The organism is Thermostichus sp. MS-CIW-38 (assembly GCF_054058415.1).
The window spans coordinates 36,632-53,941 of record NZ_JBSSAH010000011.1; the positions used below are offsets into that span (position 1 = coordinate 36,632).

Below are 17,310 nucleotides of genomic sequence, written 5' to 3' on the forward strand. Positions count from 1 at the left end.
CCAAAGCGCAGTTTCCGTGTCGTCTTACTACCAATTTTCTGCTTTGCTTTGGCTACCATGTTGGCAGACTCGAAAGTAAACAGAAAGATCAACTGGTAGTAATCCGTACTGAACATATTATACATTATTTTCAGTATAGTTGAGCTTATTATTGACTAGAGTCATGCTCCTATCAGGGATCCCTGTGGGCAGCCAGAATGGCCTGAGCAGCCAGGTGGCCGGAGAGGGTGGCCCCTTCCATGCTGTCGATGTAGTCTTGGGCGGTGTAGCTGCCGGCAAAAAAGAAGTTGGGTATTGGGGTCTTTTGCTGTGGGCGATAGGGATCCATGCCCGGCGCTTCTCGATAGAGGGAGTGGGCCAGTTTCACCACGCTGTACCAGGTCATGTTCAGTTGCCGGGATGAAGGAAACAGCTCGTGGACTTGGTGCAACACGTGCTGGGCAATTTGCTCGTTGGGCATGGAAATGAAGGGATCCCCCGGCGTGAGCACGCATTGTAATAGAGATCCCTGGCCGGGTTTGTAGTAGTCGGCGGGGCTGGTGAGGGCCAGATCGGCAAAGCAGGAAAAATCGGCATCGGCGGTGTAGAGGAGATTGTCGATACCCAGAGCCTCTGGGTGTTGGCTGGCTCGTTTGGCCTGGCCTTGGGGGTTCAGCTCCGTCACCCAGCCATCGAAGCGCAACTGCACCGTGGCCACCGGTACGGATTCCAGCTTGTAGAGGTTGTCGAACTGAGGCCACTGCCGCCATACTTCCGGGATCAGCCGTTTGGCCCCTTCCACCGCCGTTGCACACACATACACATCTGCCTCCACCCGCTCTCCATTGGCCAAGAGCAAGCCGGTCACCGCGTAGGGAGGAGAGTCGTTCACTTCAATGCGACTGACCCCTCTGCGGGTGTGGATCTGGCCCCCGCGGGCTTGGATGTAGCGGACGATGGGCTGAGTGAGGTAGGTGTCCGGGGATCCCTTGAGGAAATTGAGCTTGGAGGCCTCTGTTTTGCTGGCAAACATCTGAAAGATCGTCAGCATGCAGCGGGCAGAAATCTGCTCTGTATCGATAAAGCCCAAGGCATAGGCAATCGGGTTCCACATCCGCTTCAGGCTACCCTCGGATCCCCCATGCCGCCGAAACCAATCGGCAAAGCTCATCCGATCCAAGGCGCGAATTTGCCGCATTGCCCCTTCATAGTCCAGCAAGCCGCGAATCAAAGGGCTGGTGCCCAGCGCCAAGGCGTTGCGCAGCTTGTCCGCCCAAGAGAGCTGCTCGGTGGTGAAAAAAGCTTTGAGGCCGTTGAAAGGCGCCCCCAGGGGAAAGCGAAAATCCAGACTGGCCGTTTGCCCACCTCGGTTGACAAAGGTGTGGGTGTGTTGCTTGGGCAGCAGGTTCTCGTAGGCCCCCACCTTTTTCATCAGGGCAAACAAATTGCTGTAGTTGCAGAAAAAAACGTGCAGCCCCATCTCGATGTGGTTGCCATCGGCATCCTGCCAGGATCCCACCTTGCCGCCGACAAAAGGCCGCGCCTCGTAGAGCTGCACCTCGTGTCCTGCTTCAACCAAATCGACTGCCGTCACCAACCCGGCCAATCCGGCCCCGATAATGGCTACCCGCATAGCAATACCCTCAAACAGGCGCTGCCCGGGATCCCGCCCAGACTTTGCGCAACTGCAAAGAAAGATGAACTTCTCTCATTCTGGAACAAAATGCGCCGGGGATCCCTGACTTGACAAACCACCGCAAAACTTGCCATCATAAGTTTCCCGACGCGGATGTAGCTCAGTGGTAGAGCTTCTCGTTGCCAACGAGACGGTCGCGCGTTCGAATCGCGTCATCCGCTTGCTTAGGCTTGTGAACCCATTCAAGAGGGGAATGAGATCCCTGCAAGGGAGAGGGCCGTGACGGTAGTCCCAAGGAGCTCCCCCTTTCCTCTCTCCCCAAAGGAGTCAGCCCTCACTCCCAGCTCTTCTCCCTCTGGAAGAGGGGAGAGTAGGGGTCTCGGTTTGATTGGGCTGATTTGGGAATGGTTTGATTTGGGGAGCGTAGAAGGTCTCCAGGCTGTCACGGTCGCCCACAAAGCGCCAGTGCCAGGGTTCGTAGCTTACCCCCTGAGGGTTGTTTCTGGGGAAAGACAGCTCAAAGCCAAAGCGGGCCGCGTTGCTCTGCAGCCACTGGAAGGCCGGGGTGGTCTCAAAGGCTTCTTGAGTATCCCACTGCGGAAACCCGGCATCCCCAAGGTCGATGGCATAGCCAGTGTGGTGCTCGCTATAGCCAGGGGGAGCACTGACAGCAGCTCGTTCCTCGGGTCGCAAGGCTCGGGATTGAGCCAATTGAAAAAACAAGAATTCCTGATCCGCAATGGAGCGAAACCCGGAAATGGGGACAAGGCGGATCCCGGCAGCTTGAGCTGCTTCACTCATGCGAAGGTAACTTTCAGCAGCCGCCTGGCGTAGGCGCACCTCACGACCGTGGTAGTGGCCCACCACCCGCAAGCTATCTGCAGGGGCTTCGGAATAGGCATAGTGCCCCAACAGAGAAGGTCGCCCATTCTGCATAGTTGGCTGCGGCAGAGGGGGCTGACCGGCTTCCTCCAGAACTTGGGGATCCGCCGCCTGCTGGGATCCCGGTAACTTCTCTATCCCCCAACCCGCCAGGAGCACTAGCCCAACCAGCACCAGGCCCAAGACTAGACGGGACCTCAGGGCAGGCACCGAACTTTGCGCTTTTTTCGCCGGAGTGGACTGGCGACGGGCGACCGGAATGTCGTCGTTCATGCGCAAAGGCCGGGATCTAGCGAGGAGTACTGAAAAGAGGCAGCGTTTCTACAAACCCAAATCCGCCAAAATATCGCGGGCATGGGTTTCGGTATTGATGTTCTGGTAGACCTTGGCAATTTTGCCCTCGCCATCAATGACGTAGGTCACCCGCTTGGCATAGCCGCCCCCATCCACATCGTAGGCGCGGGTAATCACCCCACTGCTATCCACCAGTAGGGGGAAAGGCAAGTTGTACTTTTCGGTGAACTTTTGGTGAGAAGCTTGGTCGTCCATGCTCACCCCCAGCACCACCACATCCTTGCTTTGGTAGTCGGCGTAGGCGTCGCGGAATCCACAGGCTTCTTTGGTACAGCCGGGGGTGTCGTCTTTGGGGTAAAAATAGAGGACAACGGTTTTGCCTGCAAAATCAGCCAGCGAAACCTGGTTGCCTTGGGTGTCAGTGGTGTTGAACCCAGGAGCAGGGGTGCCAACAGCGAGAACCATAGGTGCGTGACCCAAAAAGTGTGATGAATAGGGCTGCCCTCAGCATTTTCTTCAGCCCTGCTTGTCTCTGTCAAGGCATTACCGCTCCAGCTTGGCATTGCAACTCAGCCACCAGCTCTTGAAGCTCCGCCGATAGATTGCCGGGCAGCCGTCGCCTCAGAATCTCTGCCAACGATCGATAATACCACAGGGATCCCTCTTTTCCGGCGGAAAACCGCTGCCAGAGTTCATCCCCCAGTTGGCGAAAATCCCGCAAGATGCAGCGGGCGTTGTGCAGCTTGTCAGAGGCGGCCACCAACAAAACCGAGGCATTTGCCGTTTCCAGGTGCTTCAGGTAGGCGGTTTTGCGCTCTTTCCAGTTTTCTTTGGGCTCGCCTCGGGAGCCATCGCTTTCGGTATCCGTACATCCCAGGATGATCTGCAGCACCCGTTCTCCAAAGTGCTCCCGGATCTGTTGCTCAATCTGGGCCCGGGGCTCGCCTGTGTTGTGGGGGCCGTCCTCTAGGCTGTCGTGGAGCAGAGCGGCAATCGCTTCATCTTCATCCGCCCCATGCTCCAGGGCGATGGCTGCTACGGCCAACAGATGGCTGAGGTAAGGGATCCCGGTTCCCTTGCGGGTTTGAGAAGCATGCCAGCGATGGGCATAGTGCATTGCCTGCACAAACCGCTGTGTGAGTTGCGTTGACATCTGGACTCTCCAATTGGGGTTAAGTTGACTGCTGGGGCAAGGTTGATCCAAGCGAGTCTCAGGCGTTGAGACTGCAAATCAGAAAATGGGATGAGCACTTCTGATCACTTCAAACAAGGTTAAGACGCTGTGCCGCCTACCCTCAACCCCAGCCCCTCTCCCTGCCTTGGGAGAGGGGAGTCAGGGATCGATGTAACTGTGCTGAGATGGCAAGGTTTAGCCGGTGGCCGGAGTCTGTTTTGCAGGCAGCGGCACCAGCGTTCCTGTTCCCTGCCAAGCGCACAAATCCACGAACTGGTCGGCTATCCGAATTAACGCCGGGTTTGTGTTCGGCCTGTAGGCGGCTACCTCCAGCCGGCAGCCTTGGCGGCGGATATGCTTGAGGGCCGGCACAAAATCTCCATCCCCACTCAGCAGCAGCACCGTCTCGTAGTGGGAGTGCATCGCCATCAAGTCCACGATCAGCTCCCCATCCAGATTGGCTTTGCGGCTGCCGTCGGCGTGGATCACCACCGGCTTGGTGACCACCCGATAGCCCTGTTTTCTCAACTCTCGCAGGAAACGACGCTGAGCTAGGTTGTGGCGATCTACCCCGCTGTAGACATGCACTTCCATCTCAGATCTGCCCTGGGCCAGCCAACTCAGCAGACTAGGATAGTCGAGATGGGATCCCCACTGCTGGGCGCTGGCGTGGAGATTGGCCGCGTCGATGAACACCCCCAGGGCTTTGCGGGGAAAAGCAGGGTTCGGCTGGGATGCCACCAGCTGCTGCAGGTGTTGGAGTTGCGCCTGCACCAACTCCAGTTGCTCCAAAGTCACTTGGGGCTGGGATACCGGCAGAGCATTCAACCGCAGCTCCACAGCTTTTAACCGCTGCTGAATGTGCTGGATGGCCTGGGTGGTGGGGGCTAGCTGCTGCCGCACGGACAGATGAGACGTGGGCCGAGCTTCGAGAGCGTCGATCCGTCCTTGAACTGTTTCCAGTTGGGCTGCCGTCTGCTGCTGCTGCTGTAGCCAGATGGACTCTAAAACCTCTGTTTTCCGCTCCAGGTACTGAATGGCTTCAGCTAGGGAAGCCAAGGTCTGCTGCATGGGGGACGGATCAACGGTGGGCCGAGCCTCCAGCGCCTCGAACCGCGCCTGCAGGGTCTCCAGTCGGGTTGCTGTCTGCTGCTGCTGAATCCAAGTTTGCTCCAGAGCTTGGCCAAGCTGTTCTTCGTGACGGCGGATGGCAGGATAGGCCACGGCCAAAGGTAAAAGCCCCCAGATGGCTTGGCGGGTCACCAGGGCCGTCACTCCCAGGGCCAGGGATCCCGTCCACAGCCAGGTTAAGGGGAAGGCAGAAGCCCTATTCATACTCATACTCATAGTCAGCTCTCCTCAGTTTGGGTTATCGATCTGCTCGGTTGCCGGGATTTCACCTCACTCACATGGGCCACCTCAGGGATCCCTCTCGAAGATCGAGATGCCCAGAACTCCCAGAGGCATCGAAGAGGAGCAATTCAGCAACTGCAGTATGCCGGCTGTTGGAAGGGGAATCTTCCAATCGCTGGACAAACGTATTTCCCTTGTTGAGCAAACGGATCAGATATCGAGTCAGTTATCGAAAGCAGGCTCAAACTTGTTCCTCTTGACCGACAGGCCCCGTGGCCCGCTCAACCTGGATTCAACGTCCAAGCTATTGGCTGACGGTATGGGCCGTAAAACCATTGAACGGAGCAGGGTCAGCTAGAAATCGCAGGAGCCCCGCACTGTACCCGTAGGGTCAGTGTCGGGAGGAATGCGGAAGTTACGATAGAACCATGACCCAAGTCCTGACCGTCTCCTGTAAGCTCAAGGTGTCCCAGTCGCAGGCCGCAAAGTTGGACGCGACCTTGGATGCCTTTGTGCAGGCGTTGAACTGGGTCAACCAAAACACGCCCGAGAAAGTCACCAACGCCGTTAAACTTCAATCTCTGTGCTACCGCGAAATCCGTGCCCGGTTCGGCTTGTCCAGTAACTTGGCAAGGACTACGTCCCGCTTACGCGACCAGCAGGTCTGCAGACGGCTGGCCGGTGCCCGCAAGGTTACCCGACAGAAAAACCGCCCCGTCAAAGCGTTCAAGGGGGGCTTCGCGACCTATGACGCTCGTATCTTTTCGTTCCGCGAGAAAGACTGGACGGTGTCGCTGACCACGGTGGAAGGGAGAGAACGCTTTGAGCTAGCCATTGGTAACTACCAGCGTGGGATGCTGGCTGGTTCTAACCCCAAATCGGCCACCCTAGTCCAGCGGAAGGATGGCTCCTACTACATCCAGATTTGCGTAGAGAAAAAACCACCCAAGCAACAAGATACCGACAAGGTGATCGGGGTGGACTTTGGAAGGACAGATATTGCCCATACGTCAGAGGGGGACAACTGGAATGGACAGCAGTTGAACAGAGTCCGAGACCACTACTCCCGGTTGAGGGCGGTACTCCAACGCAAAGCCAGTAAGGGCACACGCAGTTCGCGGCGCAGATGCAGAGAACTGTTGCAACGGCTGTCTGGCAAGGAGAGACGCTTTCAAGTGTGGGTCAATCATCGCATCTCTAAAGCTATTGTCTCTAGGGCAAAAGCTACCAACAGCGCTATTGCTCTGGAAGACCTGACAAGGATCCGGGAAAGGGTCAATCAACAGCCACGCGGTAAAACAGAGCGTAGGAGGGCCAACAGTTGGGCGTTCTACCAGCTGAGGCAGTTTCTGGAATACAAGGCTCTGCGTGCAGGGGTTACCTTGATTCTGGTGCCGCCTGCCTACACGTCGCAGACCTGCCACCGGTGTTTGCACATCCATCCCGACCCTGCGCAATCCTATCGCAGTGGTAAGTCGTTCAAGTGTGGGCACTGTGGATGGGAAGGGGATGCGGACTGGAATGGGGCCAACATGATTGCCAAGCTTGGGGCTGTCGTAAACCAGCCTAGAGGCCCGTGGTTGGCTTGCCAACTGCAGGGCTACCGAAAGCCCGCCCCGTACTGCGAAGCAGTCAGGGCCGGGTAGTTTACTTGGGGATCTCGATGGTTACGTTAGCCAACTGCACATCGTCATGATCCACCCAGGCTCCACCGTGCCGGATGACTGTATCACCTCCCAGCGGCACCGAGATGTGCAGGGATCCCCCGAAAAGGGGAATGCTGATCGGCACTTGGGGACCACGGGTGACCATGGGGGGCTGAATCAGGGTTTTGCCGGTGCGCAGGGTAACAGTGTTCAGGCCCAGGCGCAGAGGTTGCAGCGGCAGGGGAATCTGTAGGTTATCTCCCCCCAGGTGAATCTGTTCGACTTCCACTCCGTTCAGGATGACCTGCATGGGAGACATGTTGGCACTGGGGATCCGGGATTGACCGGCCCGATAGGCGGCAGCTGTATCCAACCCAATCAGGGATCCAATCCGCAAAACCGGTGGGCGCGAAGGCAGGCGTTGCAAAGTGAAAGAGCGGGTCATCTCCACCCCTTGGGCAGGGCCCAAAAATTGCCCGGCGGCAGCCGATTCCGGTGAGTACTGGTTATCCCCCAGGCGGATGACATTCGCCTCCAGTACCAAAGTTGTGTTGGGATCCCAGCGCTCCAACTGCAGTTGCCAAGGCCGATCCCCGCTGGCTTGACCGTTGCCTGTACTTTGGGAATAGGGCAAGTAATTTTCCAGCCGCGCCACCAAAATTTCTTCTGCCGGCAGCGGCCCTGGCAGGCGAAACCGACCCTGGGCATCGGTGCGCACCGAAATACCCGCCCCCGGAATGGCCACCTCCGCCCCGGCCAAGGGCTGCCCTGTCAGCCGATCCACCACCTGTCCCGAATAGGCGGAATCCAACTGCACCTGTCCTGTGGGCACATCCGTTGCTGCCTGAATGCGCTGCTGCAACACTTGCCAGTCGGCTTCTGTGATCCGTCCATCCTGGTCGACATCGGCAGCTCGGATCTGGTCGTCGGTCAATCCCCGTTCTCCCCGCAAGTAGGCCCCCAACAGGTTGAGATCCTGCACCGTCAAACGGCCATCCCCATCCAGGTCGCCCGCCTGAAAGGGCTGCGCGTGGGCAAAAGACACGCCTATCCAACCCAGGCCCAGGGATCCCAGTAGCAAAAGAGAATGAGCCAAACAGGAGACCCTAAACATGGCAACTCTCCTGGGAGTTGTTCATGTTCTAACGTAATTCACCTCCTCGCAGCAGGGCTAACCGAGCCGGTGTAGAGTACTCTTGAGCGCAATTTTGCCGGTTCGCCTTTGGCTGCAGGAGCCGAAAACTTAATGGTAGAATAACCGTGGTGGCTTGCCTGTTCTATGGCTCGATACTCTTGCGTTACCCAGCTTGTGGGCTCAGCCGAGCAGCTCAGCGAGTCGATCCGCGCTGTTTTGGAGCGCTGCCAACTCAATATCCTCCACAACAGCCTTGATTATTGGGTGGCCGGCGAGCCTCCCGGAAAAAATCCCCACACCAAACTGGTGACGGTGGAAGTGTTTGTGGATCGCACCCGTCAGGCTGCCGACGGCTCTGTACAGGTGACCTGCATTGCCAAAAATGAAGAGCTGCCCCTAAAAAGCGTTAACCACTGCCAACAAACCTTTGACCGACTGAAGGCAGAGCTAGCCCAGTTGCAAAGTCAACTTCAGCTTGCTGCCCAACAAAAAGATGCCTTACGATAGCTAGGCTGAGTTTGCTTTGATCCCATGGCGCGTCGCTGCCAACTAACCAACAAGAAACGCAACAACGCTTTTGCCATCTCCCACTCCCACCGGCGCACCAAGCGCCTGCAGGAAGTCAATTTGCAGTGGAAGCGCATCTGGTGGGAAGAGGGTAAGCGGTTTGTTCGTCTGCGCCTTTCCACCAAAGCCTTGAAGACTCTCAAGGCCAAAGGGATAGGAGCCATGGCCCGGGAAGCTGGGATCGACCTCAGCCGGTTTTGAGCTTTCTCCTCAGCCCAGTTGTGTCTGACAGCTCCAACCTCACAGCAAGCCAAAAAGCTTACGCGACTTGGGCTGCAAACCCGCCAGCAAAGTGTTGAGGGTATCCCGTTGGGTAAGCTCGTTGGTGCCGCTGGCCCGCTCAATCAAGAGCTTGCGCATTTCGTCGGAGAGTTTGGCATCGGTAAAATCGGCTCCACTGAAGAGCGTATCTTCAATCTGAGCATCCTGTAGGTTGGCCCCCACCAAAATGGCCTGTTCCAGGTTGGCAAACTGAAGCTGGCAACTCACCAAGGCAGCCTGGGAGAGGTTGCAGCGAGATAGGTTGGCCTGGCGGAAGTCGGCGGCAAAAAAGTTCCCCTCCGCCAGATTAGCAGCCACCAAGCTGGCTTCGCGAAAGATGGAATGGCTGAAACGGCCCCCCTGAAAGCTGCTTTTGTCCAGTTTGGCGGCGGTAAAGTTGCTGTAGTCCCCCAGAGCCTGGCTAAAGCTGGATCCCCGTAGATCTGAGGCGGTAAAATTGGCCCGCTCTAGCTCAGCGCGGCGAAAGTTGCACAGACGTAGGTCGGCTTGCTGCAGGCTGATCGAGCGCAGGCTAGCCCGCGTCAAATTGGATTTGGGCATCTGAATGCGGTCGAACAGGCCCCGCGAGAGGTAGGCATTCTCCAGGTTGGCACCCACCAGGGAGCGCCCCTCACGCAAGGCTTCCAGCAAGTCCCGCGTGGTTTCAATGCGAACCGGCTCTGAGGGTTGAGAAGGGGGAGCACTCACAGATGGAGCATTCCTCACAGTTAGGCCAGAAATCCGGTCAACCCAGCCGAGAACTGAGGGCCAACTGGGGATTCCACCTATCAAGCTAACGTTTGCGTCGCCTGTCGAGGTTAAGAGGATATTAAAAAGACAACTCTGCATCGAGCTTTCCAGAGGGGGCCTTCTCTTGTGGAAACAGCCTACCGGGGGAGAGCCATCGGCTCCGATTTGTTGCATACTCGGGGCAGCCTTTCGTGAGTGAACCGCACCTCCCATGCAGGTAGCTTTCATTGTTGACCCGTTGCCCCAGTTGCAGGTGGGCCATGACACCAGCATTGCCCTGATGGAAGCCCTGCAGAAACGGGGGCACCGCATTTTCTGCCTGGGCCTGGCGGATCTCTACTGGGATCAAGGGGAAACGTGGGGATCCCTTGAGGAAATCCGGTTGGATCTGCAAGCGGATCCCTGGTATGAGGTCAAAGACCGGCAACTGCTGCCCCTGAGCCAAATGCAGGCGGTGTGGATGCGCAAGGATCCGCCGGTAGATGCGGCCTATCTCTATGCCACTTACCTTTTGGATCGTCTCTCCCCCAGCCGCACGCTGGTGCTCAATCATCCTGCCGGGATCCGCTCGGCCAACGAAAAGCTCTATGCCCTGCAATTCCAAGAGTGGATCCCGCGCACCCGCGTCAGCAGCAACAAGCGTCTGCTGCGTCAGTTTGTTGAACAGGAAGGACAGGCGGTGCTCAAGCCCTTGGGTGGCAAAGGTGGGGAAGGGATCCTGAGGGTCAATGCCGGGGATCCAAACCTCAACTCGTTGATTGAAATGAGCACCCAATTTGGTCGGCTGCCCGTGATGGTGCAAGAGTATTTGCCACAGGCGGCGGCAGGAGATAAACGCATTTTGTTGCTGGAAGGAGAACCTTTGGGCGCCGTCAATCGGATCCCTGGAGAGGGCGATTTTCGGGGCAATGTTGCTGCCGGCGGTCGAGTGGAAAAAACAAAGATTACCGAAAAAGAACGGGCTCTCTGCGGGGCTTTGGCACCGGTGCTCAGGCAGGAGAAGCTGTATTTTGTCGGGATTGATGTTATCGGGGAACGACTAACCGAAGTGAACGTGACCAGCCCAACAATGCTGCGAGAACTCTGTCAGTTGGAAGGAGTTGACCTGGCAGATCAAGTGGCTCAGTGGCTGGAAAAGAAGGTGCCCGTCAAGGACTGAATGACTACCCACCAGGATGTTTCTGGGATCCGGCGCGTCTGTTGCATGGCAGGGATCCCGTCTATCCAGGGAATCCATAGGGATCCCATGAATTCAGAAAGACATAATTATAGCTTAAGGCTGAGATCAGCTTCTTTTGGTCGGCAGCTAGAAAATAAAAAGCCCCACAAGGGGGCTCTATCGCGACCAGTCAGCGACTTATAAAACTCTAGAGCAATATAAAGAAAAGCTCCATGAATAGGCCGTATTGAACACCGTATTGAGCACAGTTTTTAGAATCTCAGAAAAAAGGCCAAATCCTCGGAGCTGTTATCTTTTTTTTAGATTTTCCGACCCGAGGCTAATCCCGAGCCCCTTCTGCTTTGCCGGAGCGGTCTTTAGAGTTGCTGCTCTTGCCCAGTGGGTTACGAGTCAGCCGGTGGCCTTTCCCGTCCCACCCAGCGCCAGATGGTGGGCAGCAGCACTGCCGCCAGTCCGCACTTCACCAAGTCTCCTGGAATAAAAGGGAAGACCCCCTTGTTGAGGACGGCCAAGATCGAGGTGGGCTCAACATTCTGGTTCAGCCACACCCCTAGCCAAGTGGCTCCTAGCAAAAAAATCAGAGCCGAGCAGGACAACATCGCCAGCGCCATCTTCCAGGGGTTGCGATCCACGCCCCAGCGCTCCACCAACCAACCCATCAGCCCTGCAGCCAGGGGAAAAGCCAACAGGTAGCCCCCCGTCGCCCCGGCCAAGTGGCCAAGCCCGGATCCGCCACCGCTGAAGAAGGGCAATCCCAGGATCCCTTCCAGCAGGTACACCAGCAACGTGAGAAAGCCCAGCCGTGCCCCAAAGCCTGCCCCCACCAGCATTACCCCAAAGGTTTGTCCGGTAATCGGTACCGGCGTGAAGGGCAGAGGGATCCGCACCTGAGCCAGGGCAGCTACGAACAAACTTCCCCCCAGAACCAGCAGGAGATCCCGAGTTCGGGAAGGGCGAGGCAGAACGGCTTGCGCCAAGGGTGCGTGAACAAAGGTAGCAGTCATGAGAGGTTTGCACTCCTGTTTACCCGAAGACTGAGCTTAAGGCCCCGTCCCATCGCTGCGCGGAAGCAAGCCAGTAGGGCGGGGAGTATGTCAGGGTTTCAGAATACAAGAATTCGGTTACCGCCTTTTCGCCGGTTGTGTGTCCGGAATTCTGCTCCGGGGATGCAAGCCAAGCAGATAGAGCCCAGCTCCCCCATCGCCGTGTGGCAGCAACGCTGAGGTGGAGGATGATCCCAGGCTGCTCATTTTGCACTCCGTGCATCCGACCGAAAGCTGGGGTGCTTTCTTCGAAGAGTTGAGCGTGCCATTCTTCCCCAGATGCAACGGTTCTTGTCGTCAGCCTGTGGGGGCCAGGGATCCCTCGATAACCAGGCAAAACCGCGAGACCAAGGCGTGTTGCTGTTTCAACAACTCGAGCAAGGCAGATTCTTGGCCAGTGGCTGCTGAGATCAAGATCCTTGGTTTCATTGGCAAATCAGGAGAAGGGCGTTCTAGCTCAGACGGTCAGGATCTGAGATCCCACGGGCAAAACCATAAGTACAGCTTTTTTTCAATGACAGTCATCACAGCAGTACAAATCCATCTCTTGTGGGATAGGGATTCTGCTCACCTGCAGATTCCCCATGAACTCGGAAAGAGCTATAAAGCCAAGCAGGGGCTAGATGGATTCTTGCGGCACTTCTGAGCCTTTTTCAGGTTGAGCAACACTGGGCCGGTTCTGGCGAGTTGCTTGTACAATCGCCACCGTAAGCAAATGGGAGAGCAGACCCACAGGCCCAGCAAACAAGCACAAAATCAGGGAATGGGTTGTCCATACTCGCTTATCCCACCCTTCCAAAAAGATCCAGCGGCCCACAAACAAATCCATGACGATGTAGTGGACCCATCCCGTCGCCATAACGGCGGGTTGACTGAATAGGCCAGTTAAGCTGGTCAGAGACAGTTGAGGGTCGGAAAATTCCTTGAGAACATCGGCATTAAACCCGGTGACCAAAAGATACAAATAAACCGCCGCCAAAATAGCGATGGGCAAAAGCGATTCCATCACCTTGCGGGTTACCTTCCAACCCGGCAACAGAATCATCATTGCCCAAAAGGGCAGAGCAAACCAGTTGGCCCCGTTAAAGATCATCTCCAGCATGCTTGGCAGCCCCCAACGCTACCTGTCCATTATCGGCCTAATGCCCCCTGGGGATCCCTGCAGTAGCGGGTGGAAATGGATAGGAGTTATTCCTGACTTGCCCTGAAGTTTTTTTCTGGAGCCAGAGGGATCCCGGTCGCTATTCCGGTTGGCGGAGCCTAGCAGTCGCAATGGAGCTGACCGCACGGCCACTGTCGGTGGTGGCAGCAATGCAGGAAATCCGGGATCCGGTGTCGGTCATGGCCCAGAAGCTGCTGATGCTTTTGGCGGTAGAGGTGGGTTGAGCCGGGCCGGTGGGGGATTCTACTGCCACAGAGTCTGGGGATTTCTCCTGAGAAGGGAGCAACACCACAGGTTCCTCACCCCGTTGGGCTGCTGCAACTTTTGGGGCGGGATGTTCTGGTGTGGGCTCAGGGGCTTCTTCTTTGCGGGCGGCCTCTGCAGCAGGGACATTCCGGGGAGAGGGCTGCTGAACCAGCCTCTTGTCAAGGGGTGGTCGTGGCGCGGCAGCGGGGGGTGCAGGGGGGGCTTGGCCGGCGATCTTTCCCCATAAGGCTTTGAGGAGTTGCCACATGGCTGGGTTGGCTACTGAGGGAGAGAGCAGTGAGGAATGGTGTTATCCTGCCATGCTCTGGCCTGAGAATCCATCCCCTCTGCCAGTCTTGATAGAGCAAAGTCATAACGAGTATGATTAAGTAGCTTGCTTAGGGAGAAAGTTCAACATGGCGCAGATTCGCGAGATTCCCCTTGCCCAAATTCGCCGCCCTTTGCCGCGGCAAACGGATCCGGATAAGGTGCAGGCGCTGATGGCTTCCATTGAAGCAATCGGCCTACAGGAGCCCATTGAGGTTTTGGAAGTGGAAGGGGAGTATTATGGGTTCTCCGGCTGCCATCGCTACGAGGCATTTGTCCGCTTGGGCAAGGAGCGGATCCCCTGCCGGGTGCGAAAAGCGCCACGTGCTGTTTTGAAGCTACACCTGGCCTGAGAGGGATCCCTTCTGGCCCGGCTCCTCTTGGGCGGTGTAGCCCCGTTCGTAGGCAAAACGCACCAGTTGCGAGCGATTTTCCAAAGAAAGCTTGCTGAGGATGTTGGTCAGGTGAGTTTGCACAGTGCGCGGGCTGATGAACAGCTTCTCGCCGATTTGCTTGTTGGTGAAGCCGCGAATGACTTCCCGAAAGACCCGCTCCTCAGCAGGGGTCAGAGGCAATTCGGGTGGGGTGGGGCGGGGGTCCGCTTCGGGTTTTGGCTGGGACTGCTGTTGGATTAGCCGCAAAATTTCCGATTGGGTGCGGCGGGAGCGTTCAATCTGGGCCTCGATTTTGGCCACCAACTCCAGGGGTTCAAAGGGCTTGATGATGTAGTCATCCGCCCCCCGCTCGTAGCCCTGAACCCGGTCATCGATCTCTCCCCGCGAAGAGAGAAAAATGAAGGGGACGAGCTCGCCGCCGCGCTGTTGGCGCAGTTGTCGGCAAAACTCAAAGCCGTCCATTTCCGGCATCACCACATCTGAAACCACCACATCCGGCTGCTCTTGGGCAAACAGGCGCAATCCTTCCACACCCGAAGCGCCTGTAGAAACCCGATAGCCATGCTGAGTCAGGTGGCGGCTCAGCACCTTCAGGGAGAGGGGATCGTCATCTACGACCAGTACACGCTTCATGAGAACCCGAGGAGGCTGTCAAGGAAAAGGGTAAAGCGCTATTACCCGTTATCTGTCGCTATTTTAGGGAGACGGACAGGATTCGTCATTTGGCTACGGAGACTGAACCCATGATAGTGGTTTCAGAAGTGGTCTGGTTGAAAGCTGAGAACCACGGTGGCTGTAAAGATGGGGGACTGAACCTGGCCCTCTAAGCTCCCATTCCCGAGTACTGTTGCAAGCCTTTGCGCCACAACCAGCGGTTAGCCAGCCAGAGCAGGCCCGTCCAGGCCAGGCCCAGGCCAAAACCGCGCAGAATGTCCACCGGGATCCCTGCCCAGAGGCTGGCGGGAAAGTGCACCAGGTAGGGGAAGGGTGTCCAGGCCAAGAGCTGGCGCACGGGGGGTGGGAACACCTCCAGAGGAGCAATCACCCCCGAGAAAAACAAGTACATCAAAAAATGGAACTGCTCCAAGGCCGTCACCCGCTCCACCCAAAAGGCCAGCAGCGCCAAGGTGTACTGCATGAGAAAGCGCAGGGCAAAAGCCAGGAGAATGGCCAGGGATCCCAGCCCCACCTGGGCCCAAGAGGGGATCCAAAAGGCACGGGGGTAGAGGACGAAGAAAAGGGCGATTAAAACCAGGGTAAAGGGGAGACGGGCCAAGCGCTCCATCAGGTGGCTGGCCACATGGTGCCAAGCGGGATCCAGAGGCTGCAACAGGAGGGGAGATAATCTGCCTTCGACCACCTCTCGCTCAAAGTCCCAGATGACCCAGACGATGGTGAACTGGCGCACCAGGAACACCGCCAGAAAGTAGCGGATGAACTCCAGAGCAGACAGCGAGAAGTCTCCTGAGCGGGCTGCCTCGCCCCACACCCCCATCATGATCAGGGGCAGGGATCCGGCCAACACCCACAGGATCAGCTCGGCCCGGTACTCCAGCATGTAGGCGTAGTAGGCGGAGAAGAGGGCACCCAACTTGCGCAAAAAGGCGTTCATGAAGATTCCGGTTTTGTAAGCGTTGCGGAGCAATACGAGGCTAGCGGACGCAAGGTGGGCAACAAGCCGGCCAGGCTGACCACCGCTCCCACCACGACAATCGAGGGCGGTGCTACGGGTGAGGGCTGTCCAACCAGAGTCTCCAGACGGAGCAGATGAATCTCTTGCTCAGGAGTGGTGCCCCAGCGGATCAGAGCAACCGGGGTATCGGGAGCTTTCCCTCCGGCCAACAATTCGGCGGCAATGTGGCTGAGGTTGTGCATGCCCATGTAGATCACCAGGGTTTCCACCGCCCCGGCCAAAGCCCGCCAATTGACCTGAGGGCGGTATTTCCCTGCCGCCTCATGTCCGGTAACAAAAGCAACTGAGGAGCTGAGGTCGCGATGGGTGAGAGGGATCCCGGCATAGGCGCTGGCGGCAATGCCCGCCGTAATGCCCGGCACCACCTCCACTGGGATCCCGGCCTGCACCAGAGCCAACATCTCCTCTCCCCCCCGCCCAAAGATGAAGGGATCCCCCCCTTTGAGCCGCACCACCACGGCTGCCGTCCGAGCTTTCTCCATCAGCAAGGCTGTGATCTGCTCCTGGGGCAAGGTGTGAGCGCCGCAGTGTTTGCCAGCATAGATCCGTTCTGCCGTCGGCGGGATCAGCTCCAGGATGGAGGATCCCACCAGAGCATCGTAGATGACCACATCCGCGTGGGCGAGTAGCGCCTTTCCCTTCACCGTCAGCAGCCCTGGATCCCCAGGCCCTGCCCCCACCAAATACACTTTGCCCATCTCAAGTCCTGGTCGCGTCATTGCTGTTGGAAATATCCATTTTGAGGGAACGGGAAAGATGCGGCTATTCCAGCGCCGGGCTAAAAGCCTGGAGTGTCTCCACAATGGCCTGCATCAGTTGAGGATCCCGCCAGAGGGGCGGCTCCACCTGGATTTGGAGCAGAGGCCATTCCCGCTGTAATCGCTGAGCCTGTTCTTGTAGGGCGCGCAGCAGACCGCCTGGAAAGAGAAAAAACGGCAGCACCCGTAGACGGCACTGGCTAAGGCGCAAGCAATGGATCACGACCGCTTCTAAGGTGGGGGACTGGGCAGCAAAAGCCACATGCAAGGGGATCTCGGGCAAGCGCCGTTGCACAGTTTGGATCCCTGCTTGGAGCTGGGCGGCAAACCCCGGCAGACGGCTGCCATGGCCAAGCACAATCCAGGCATCTGCCCGTTCGCCGGATTGCCTGAGCGTTGCAGAGCAAGAGGGCTGTGGAGCCAGAATGCGAGCCACCAACAGATCCAGGAGGGCCGGGTGCTGGCCAATGGGGGGTGTTAACCGGATGGGCAGGCGCGGCCAGCGAGCTTGAACCTGCTTCACCGCAGCCGGTAAATCCTCTTCCACATGGGATCCCTCGCCCATAAACAGTGACAGCAGCACCACCTGATTGGGAGATCGGCCTGCGCCCAGCCAAGCTGCCAGCCGTCCCTGAATCTGCTCGGCCAAGGTGAGAGGCTGACCTTCCAACTGGGCCAGCTCCACCGGCTGAGGGGCCAGCCGCTGCCGCACCCGTGCCAACAAATCTGCCAAAGCCTGCTGATAATCGGGATCCCGGCTGCCGTGACAAACCAAAAAAACCAGTGGATCGGGGGACATGGCAGAGGTTAGGGATCCCAGCGGAACGGC

At 57.5% G+C, this 17,310-nt stretch carries 19 protein-coding genes and 1 tRNA gene; 6 read left to right on the forward strand and 14 right to left on the reverse strand.

Annotated features, from left to right (window positions below; all coding sequences use genetic code 11):
- Positions 1-172: 172 nt before the first annotated feature.
- Positions 173-1,612 carry a 9,9'-di-cis-zeta-carotene desaturase gene (gene zds, locus ACVWXZ_RS05925; protein WP_457440780.1) on the reverse strand — a complete coding sequence of 480 codons (1,440 nt, stop codon included), beginning with the start codon at positions 1,610-1,612 and terminating at the stop codon, positions 173-175.
- A gap of 152 nt (positions 1,613-1,764) precedes the next feature.
- Here zds and ACVWXZ_RS05930 point away from each other — a divergent pair.
- Positions 1,765-1,836: transfer RNA gene (locus tag ACVWXZ_RS05930), tRNA-Gly, on the forward strand.
- Positions 1,837-1,942: 106 nt separating this feature from the next.
- Here the strand turns inward: ACVWXZ_RS05930 and ACVWXZ_RS05935 are convergent.
- From ACVWXZ_RS05935 to ACVWXZ_RS05950, 4 genes are all read right to left on the reverse strand, one after another.
- Positions 1,943-2,770, reverse strand: coding sequence for a M15 family metallopeptidase (locus ACVWXZ_RS05935; RefSeq protein WP_457403630.1), 828 nt, complete (start codon positions 2,768-2,770; stop codon positions 1,943-1,945).
- Between the two features lie 48 nt (positions 2,771-2,818).
- Positions 2,819-3,256, reverse strand: a complete 438-nt coding sequence (locus tag ACVWXZ_RS05940) for a peroxiredoxin (protein WP_011432689.1) — start codon at positions 3,254-3,256, stop codon at positions 2,819-2,821.
- Between the two features lie 70 nt (positions 3,257-3,326).
- Entirely contained in the window at positions 3,327-3,944 is a 618-nt protein-coding gene (locus ACVWXZ_RS05945) for an HD domain-containing protein (RefSeq protein WP_011432688.1), read from the reverse strand.
- Between the two features lie 216 nt (positions 3,945-4,160).
- Entirely contained in the window at positions 4,161-5,300 is a 1,140-nt protein-coding gene (locus ACVWXZ_RS05950) for an NYN domain-containing protein (protein WP_457403628.1), read from the reverse strand.
- A gap of 446 nt (positions 5,301-5,746) precedes the next feature.
- Here ACVWXZ_RS05950 and ACVWXZ_RS05955 point away from each other — a divergent pair, with 446 nt between their 5' ends.
- Positions 5,747-6,964, forward strand: coding sequence for an RNA-guided endonuclease InsQ/TnpB family protein (locus tag ACVWXZ_RS05955; protein WP_457482279.1), 1,218 nt, complete (start codon positions 5,747-5,749; stop codon positions 6,962-6,964).
- A gap of 1 nt (position 6,965) precedes the next feature.
- Here ACVWXZ_RS05955 and ACVWXZ_RS05960 read toward each other — a convergent pair whose 3' ends face one another.
- Positions 6,966-8,078, reverse strand: coding sequence for a dockerin type I domain-containing protein (locus ACVWXZ_RS05960; protein WP_457445470.1), 1,113 nt, complete (start codon positions 8,076-8,078; stop codon positions 6,966-6,968).
- A gap of 165 nt (positions 8,079-8,243) precedes the next feature.
- Between ACVWXZ_RS05960 and ACVWXZ_RS05965 the strand changes: the two genes are divergently transcribed.
- Positions 8,244-8,606: a hypothetical protein gene (locus tag ACVWXZ_RS05965; RefSeq protein ID WP_414344659.1), complete on the forward strand. Its 363-nt coding sequence runs from the start codon at positions 8,244-8,246 to the stop codon at positions 8,604-8,606.
- Positions 8,607-8,630: 24 nt separating this feature from the next.
- Positions 8,631-8,867 (forward strand): 50S ribosomal protein L28, encoded by a 237-nt coding sequence (gene rpmB / locus ACVWXZ_RS05970; protein ID WP_414373986.1) that lies wholly within the window; start codon positions 8,631-8,633, stop codon positions 8,865-8,867.
- A 39-nt stretch (positions 8,868-8,906) separates the two neighbouring features.
- Here the strand turns inward: rpmB and ACVWXZ_RS05975 are convergent, their stop codons facing one another.
- The gene (locus ACVWXZ_RS05975) at positions 8,907-9,635 is read right to left on the reverse strand and encodes a pentapeptide repeat-containing protein (RefSeq protein WP_457482280.1); all 729 of its coding nucleotides are present in this window, start codon (positions 9,633-9,635) and stop codon (positions 8,907-8,909) included.
- Positions 9,636-9,888: 253 nt separating this feature from the next.
- On the opposite strand from ACVWXZ_RS05975, the gene gshB reads away from it, so the two are divergent.
- Positions 9,889-10,836 carry a glutathione synthase gene (gene gshB / locus ACVWXZ_RS05980; protein WP_457407055.1) on the forward strand — a complete coding sequence of 316 codons (948 nt, stop codon included), beginning with the start codon at positions 9,889-9,891 and terminating at the stop codon, positions 10,834-10,836.
- A gap of 404 nt (positions 10,837-11,240) precedes the next feature.
- Here gshB and ACVWXZ_RS05985 read toward each other — a convergent pair whose 3' ends face one another.
- From ACVWXZ_RS05985 to ACVWXZ_RS05995, 3 genes are all read right to left on the reverse strand, one after another.
- Entirely contained in the window at positions 11,241-11,861 is a 621-nt protein-coding gene (locus ACVWXZ_RS05985; RefSeq protein ID WP_457482281.1) for a biotin transporter BioY, read from the reverse strand.
- Positions 11,862-12,519: 658 nt separating this feature from the next.
- Positions 12,520-13,002, reverse strand: a complete 483-nt coding sequence (locus tag ACVWXZ_RS05990) for an ABA4-like family protein (RefSeq protein ID WP_457442053.1) — start codon at positions 13,000-13,002, stop codon at positions 12,520-12,522.
- A gap of 139 nt (positions 13,003-13,141) precedes the next feature.
- Positions 13,142-13,576, reverse strand: coding sequence for a hypothetical protein (locus ACVWXZ_RS05995; protein WP_457404211.1), 435 nt, complete (start codon positions 13,574-13,576; stop codon positions 13,142-13,144).
- Positions 13,577-13,724: 148 nt separating this feature from the next.
- On the opposite strand from ACVWXZ_RS05995, the gene ACVWXZ_RS06000 reads away from it, so the two are divergent.
- Positions 13,725-13,988: a ParB N-terminal domain-containing protein gene (locus ACVWXZ_RS06000; RefSeq protein ID WP_457404213.1), complete on the forward strand. Its 264-nt coding sequence runs from the start codon at positions 13,725-13,727 to the stop codon at positions 13,986-13,988.
- On the opposite strand, the gene ACVWXZ_RS06005 is transcribed toward ACVWXZ_RS06000, so the two are convergent.
- The 4 genes from ACVWXZ_RS06005 to ACVWXZ_RS06020 form a co-directional block, all read right to left on the reverse strand.
- On the reverse strand, positions 13,974-14,663 hold the full coding sequence (locus ACVWXZ_RS06005; RefSeq protein ID WP_414373979.1) for a response regulator transcription factor: 690 nt from the start codon (positions 14,661-14,663) through the stop codon (positions 13,974-13,976). The two genes, ACVWXZ_RS06000 and ACVWXZ_RS06005, sit on opposite strands and share 15 nt — an antisense overlap.
- 190 nt (positions 14,664-14,853) lie before the next feature.
- Complete coding sequence (locus tag ACVWXZ_RS06010; RefSeq protein ID WP_457404215.1) at positions 14,854-15,642, reverse strand: ABC transporter permease; 789 nt, start codon at positions 15,640-15,642, stop codon at positions 14,854-14,856.
- Entirely contained in the window at positions 15,639-16,421 is a 783-nt protein-coding gene (cobA, locus tag ACVWXZ_RS06015; RefSeq protein ID WP_457404217.1) for a uroporphyrinogen-III C-methyltransferase, read from the reverse strand. The genes ACVWXZ_RS06010 and cobA overlap by 4 nt, the downstream gene beginning before the upstream one ends.
- Positions 16,422-16,485: 64 nt before the next feature.
- Positions 16,486-17,280 (reverse strand): sirohydrochlorin chelatase, encoded by a 795-nt coding sequence (locus tag ACVWXZ_RS06020; RefSeq protein ID WP_457440767.1) that lies wholly within the window; start codon positions 17,278-17,280, stop codon positions 16,486-16,488.
- Positions 17,281-17,310 lie beyond the last annotated feature (30 nt).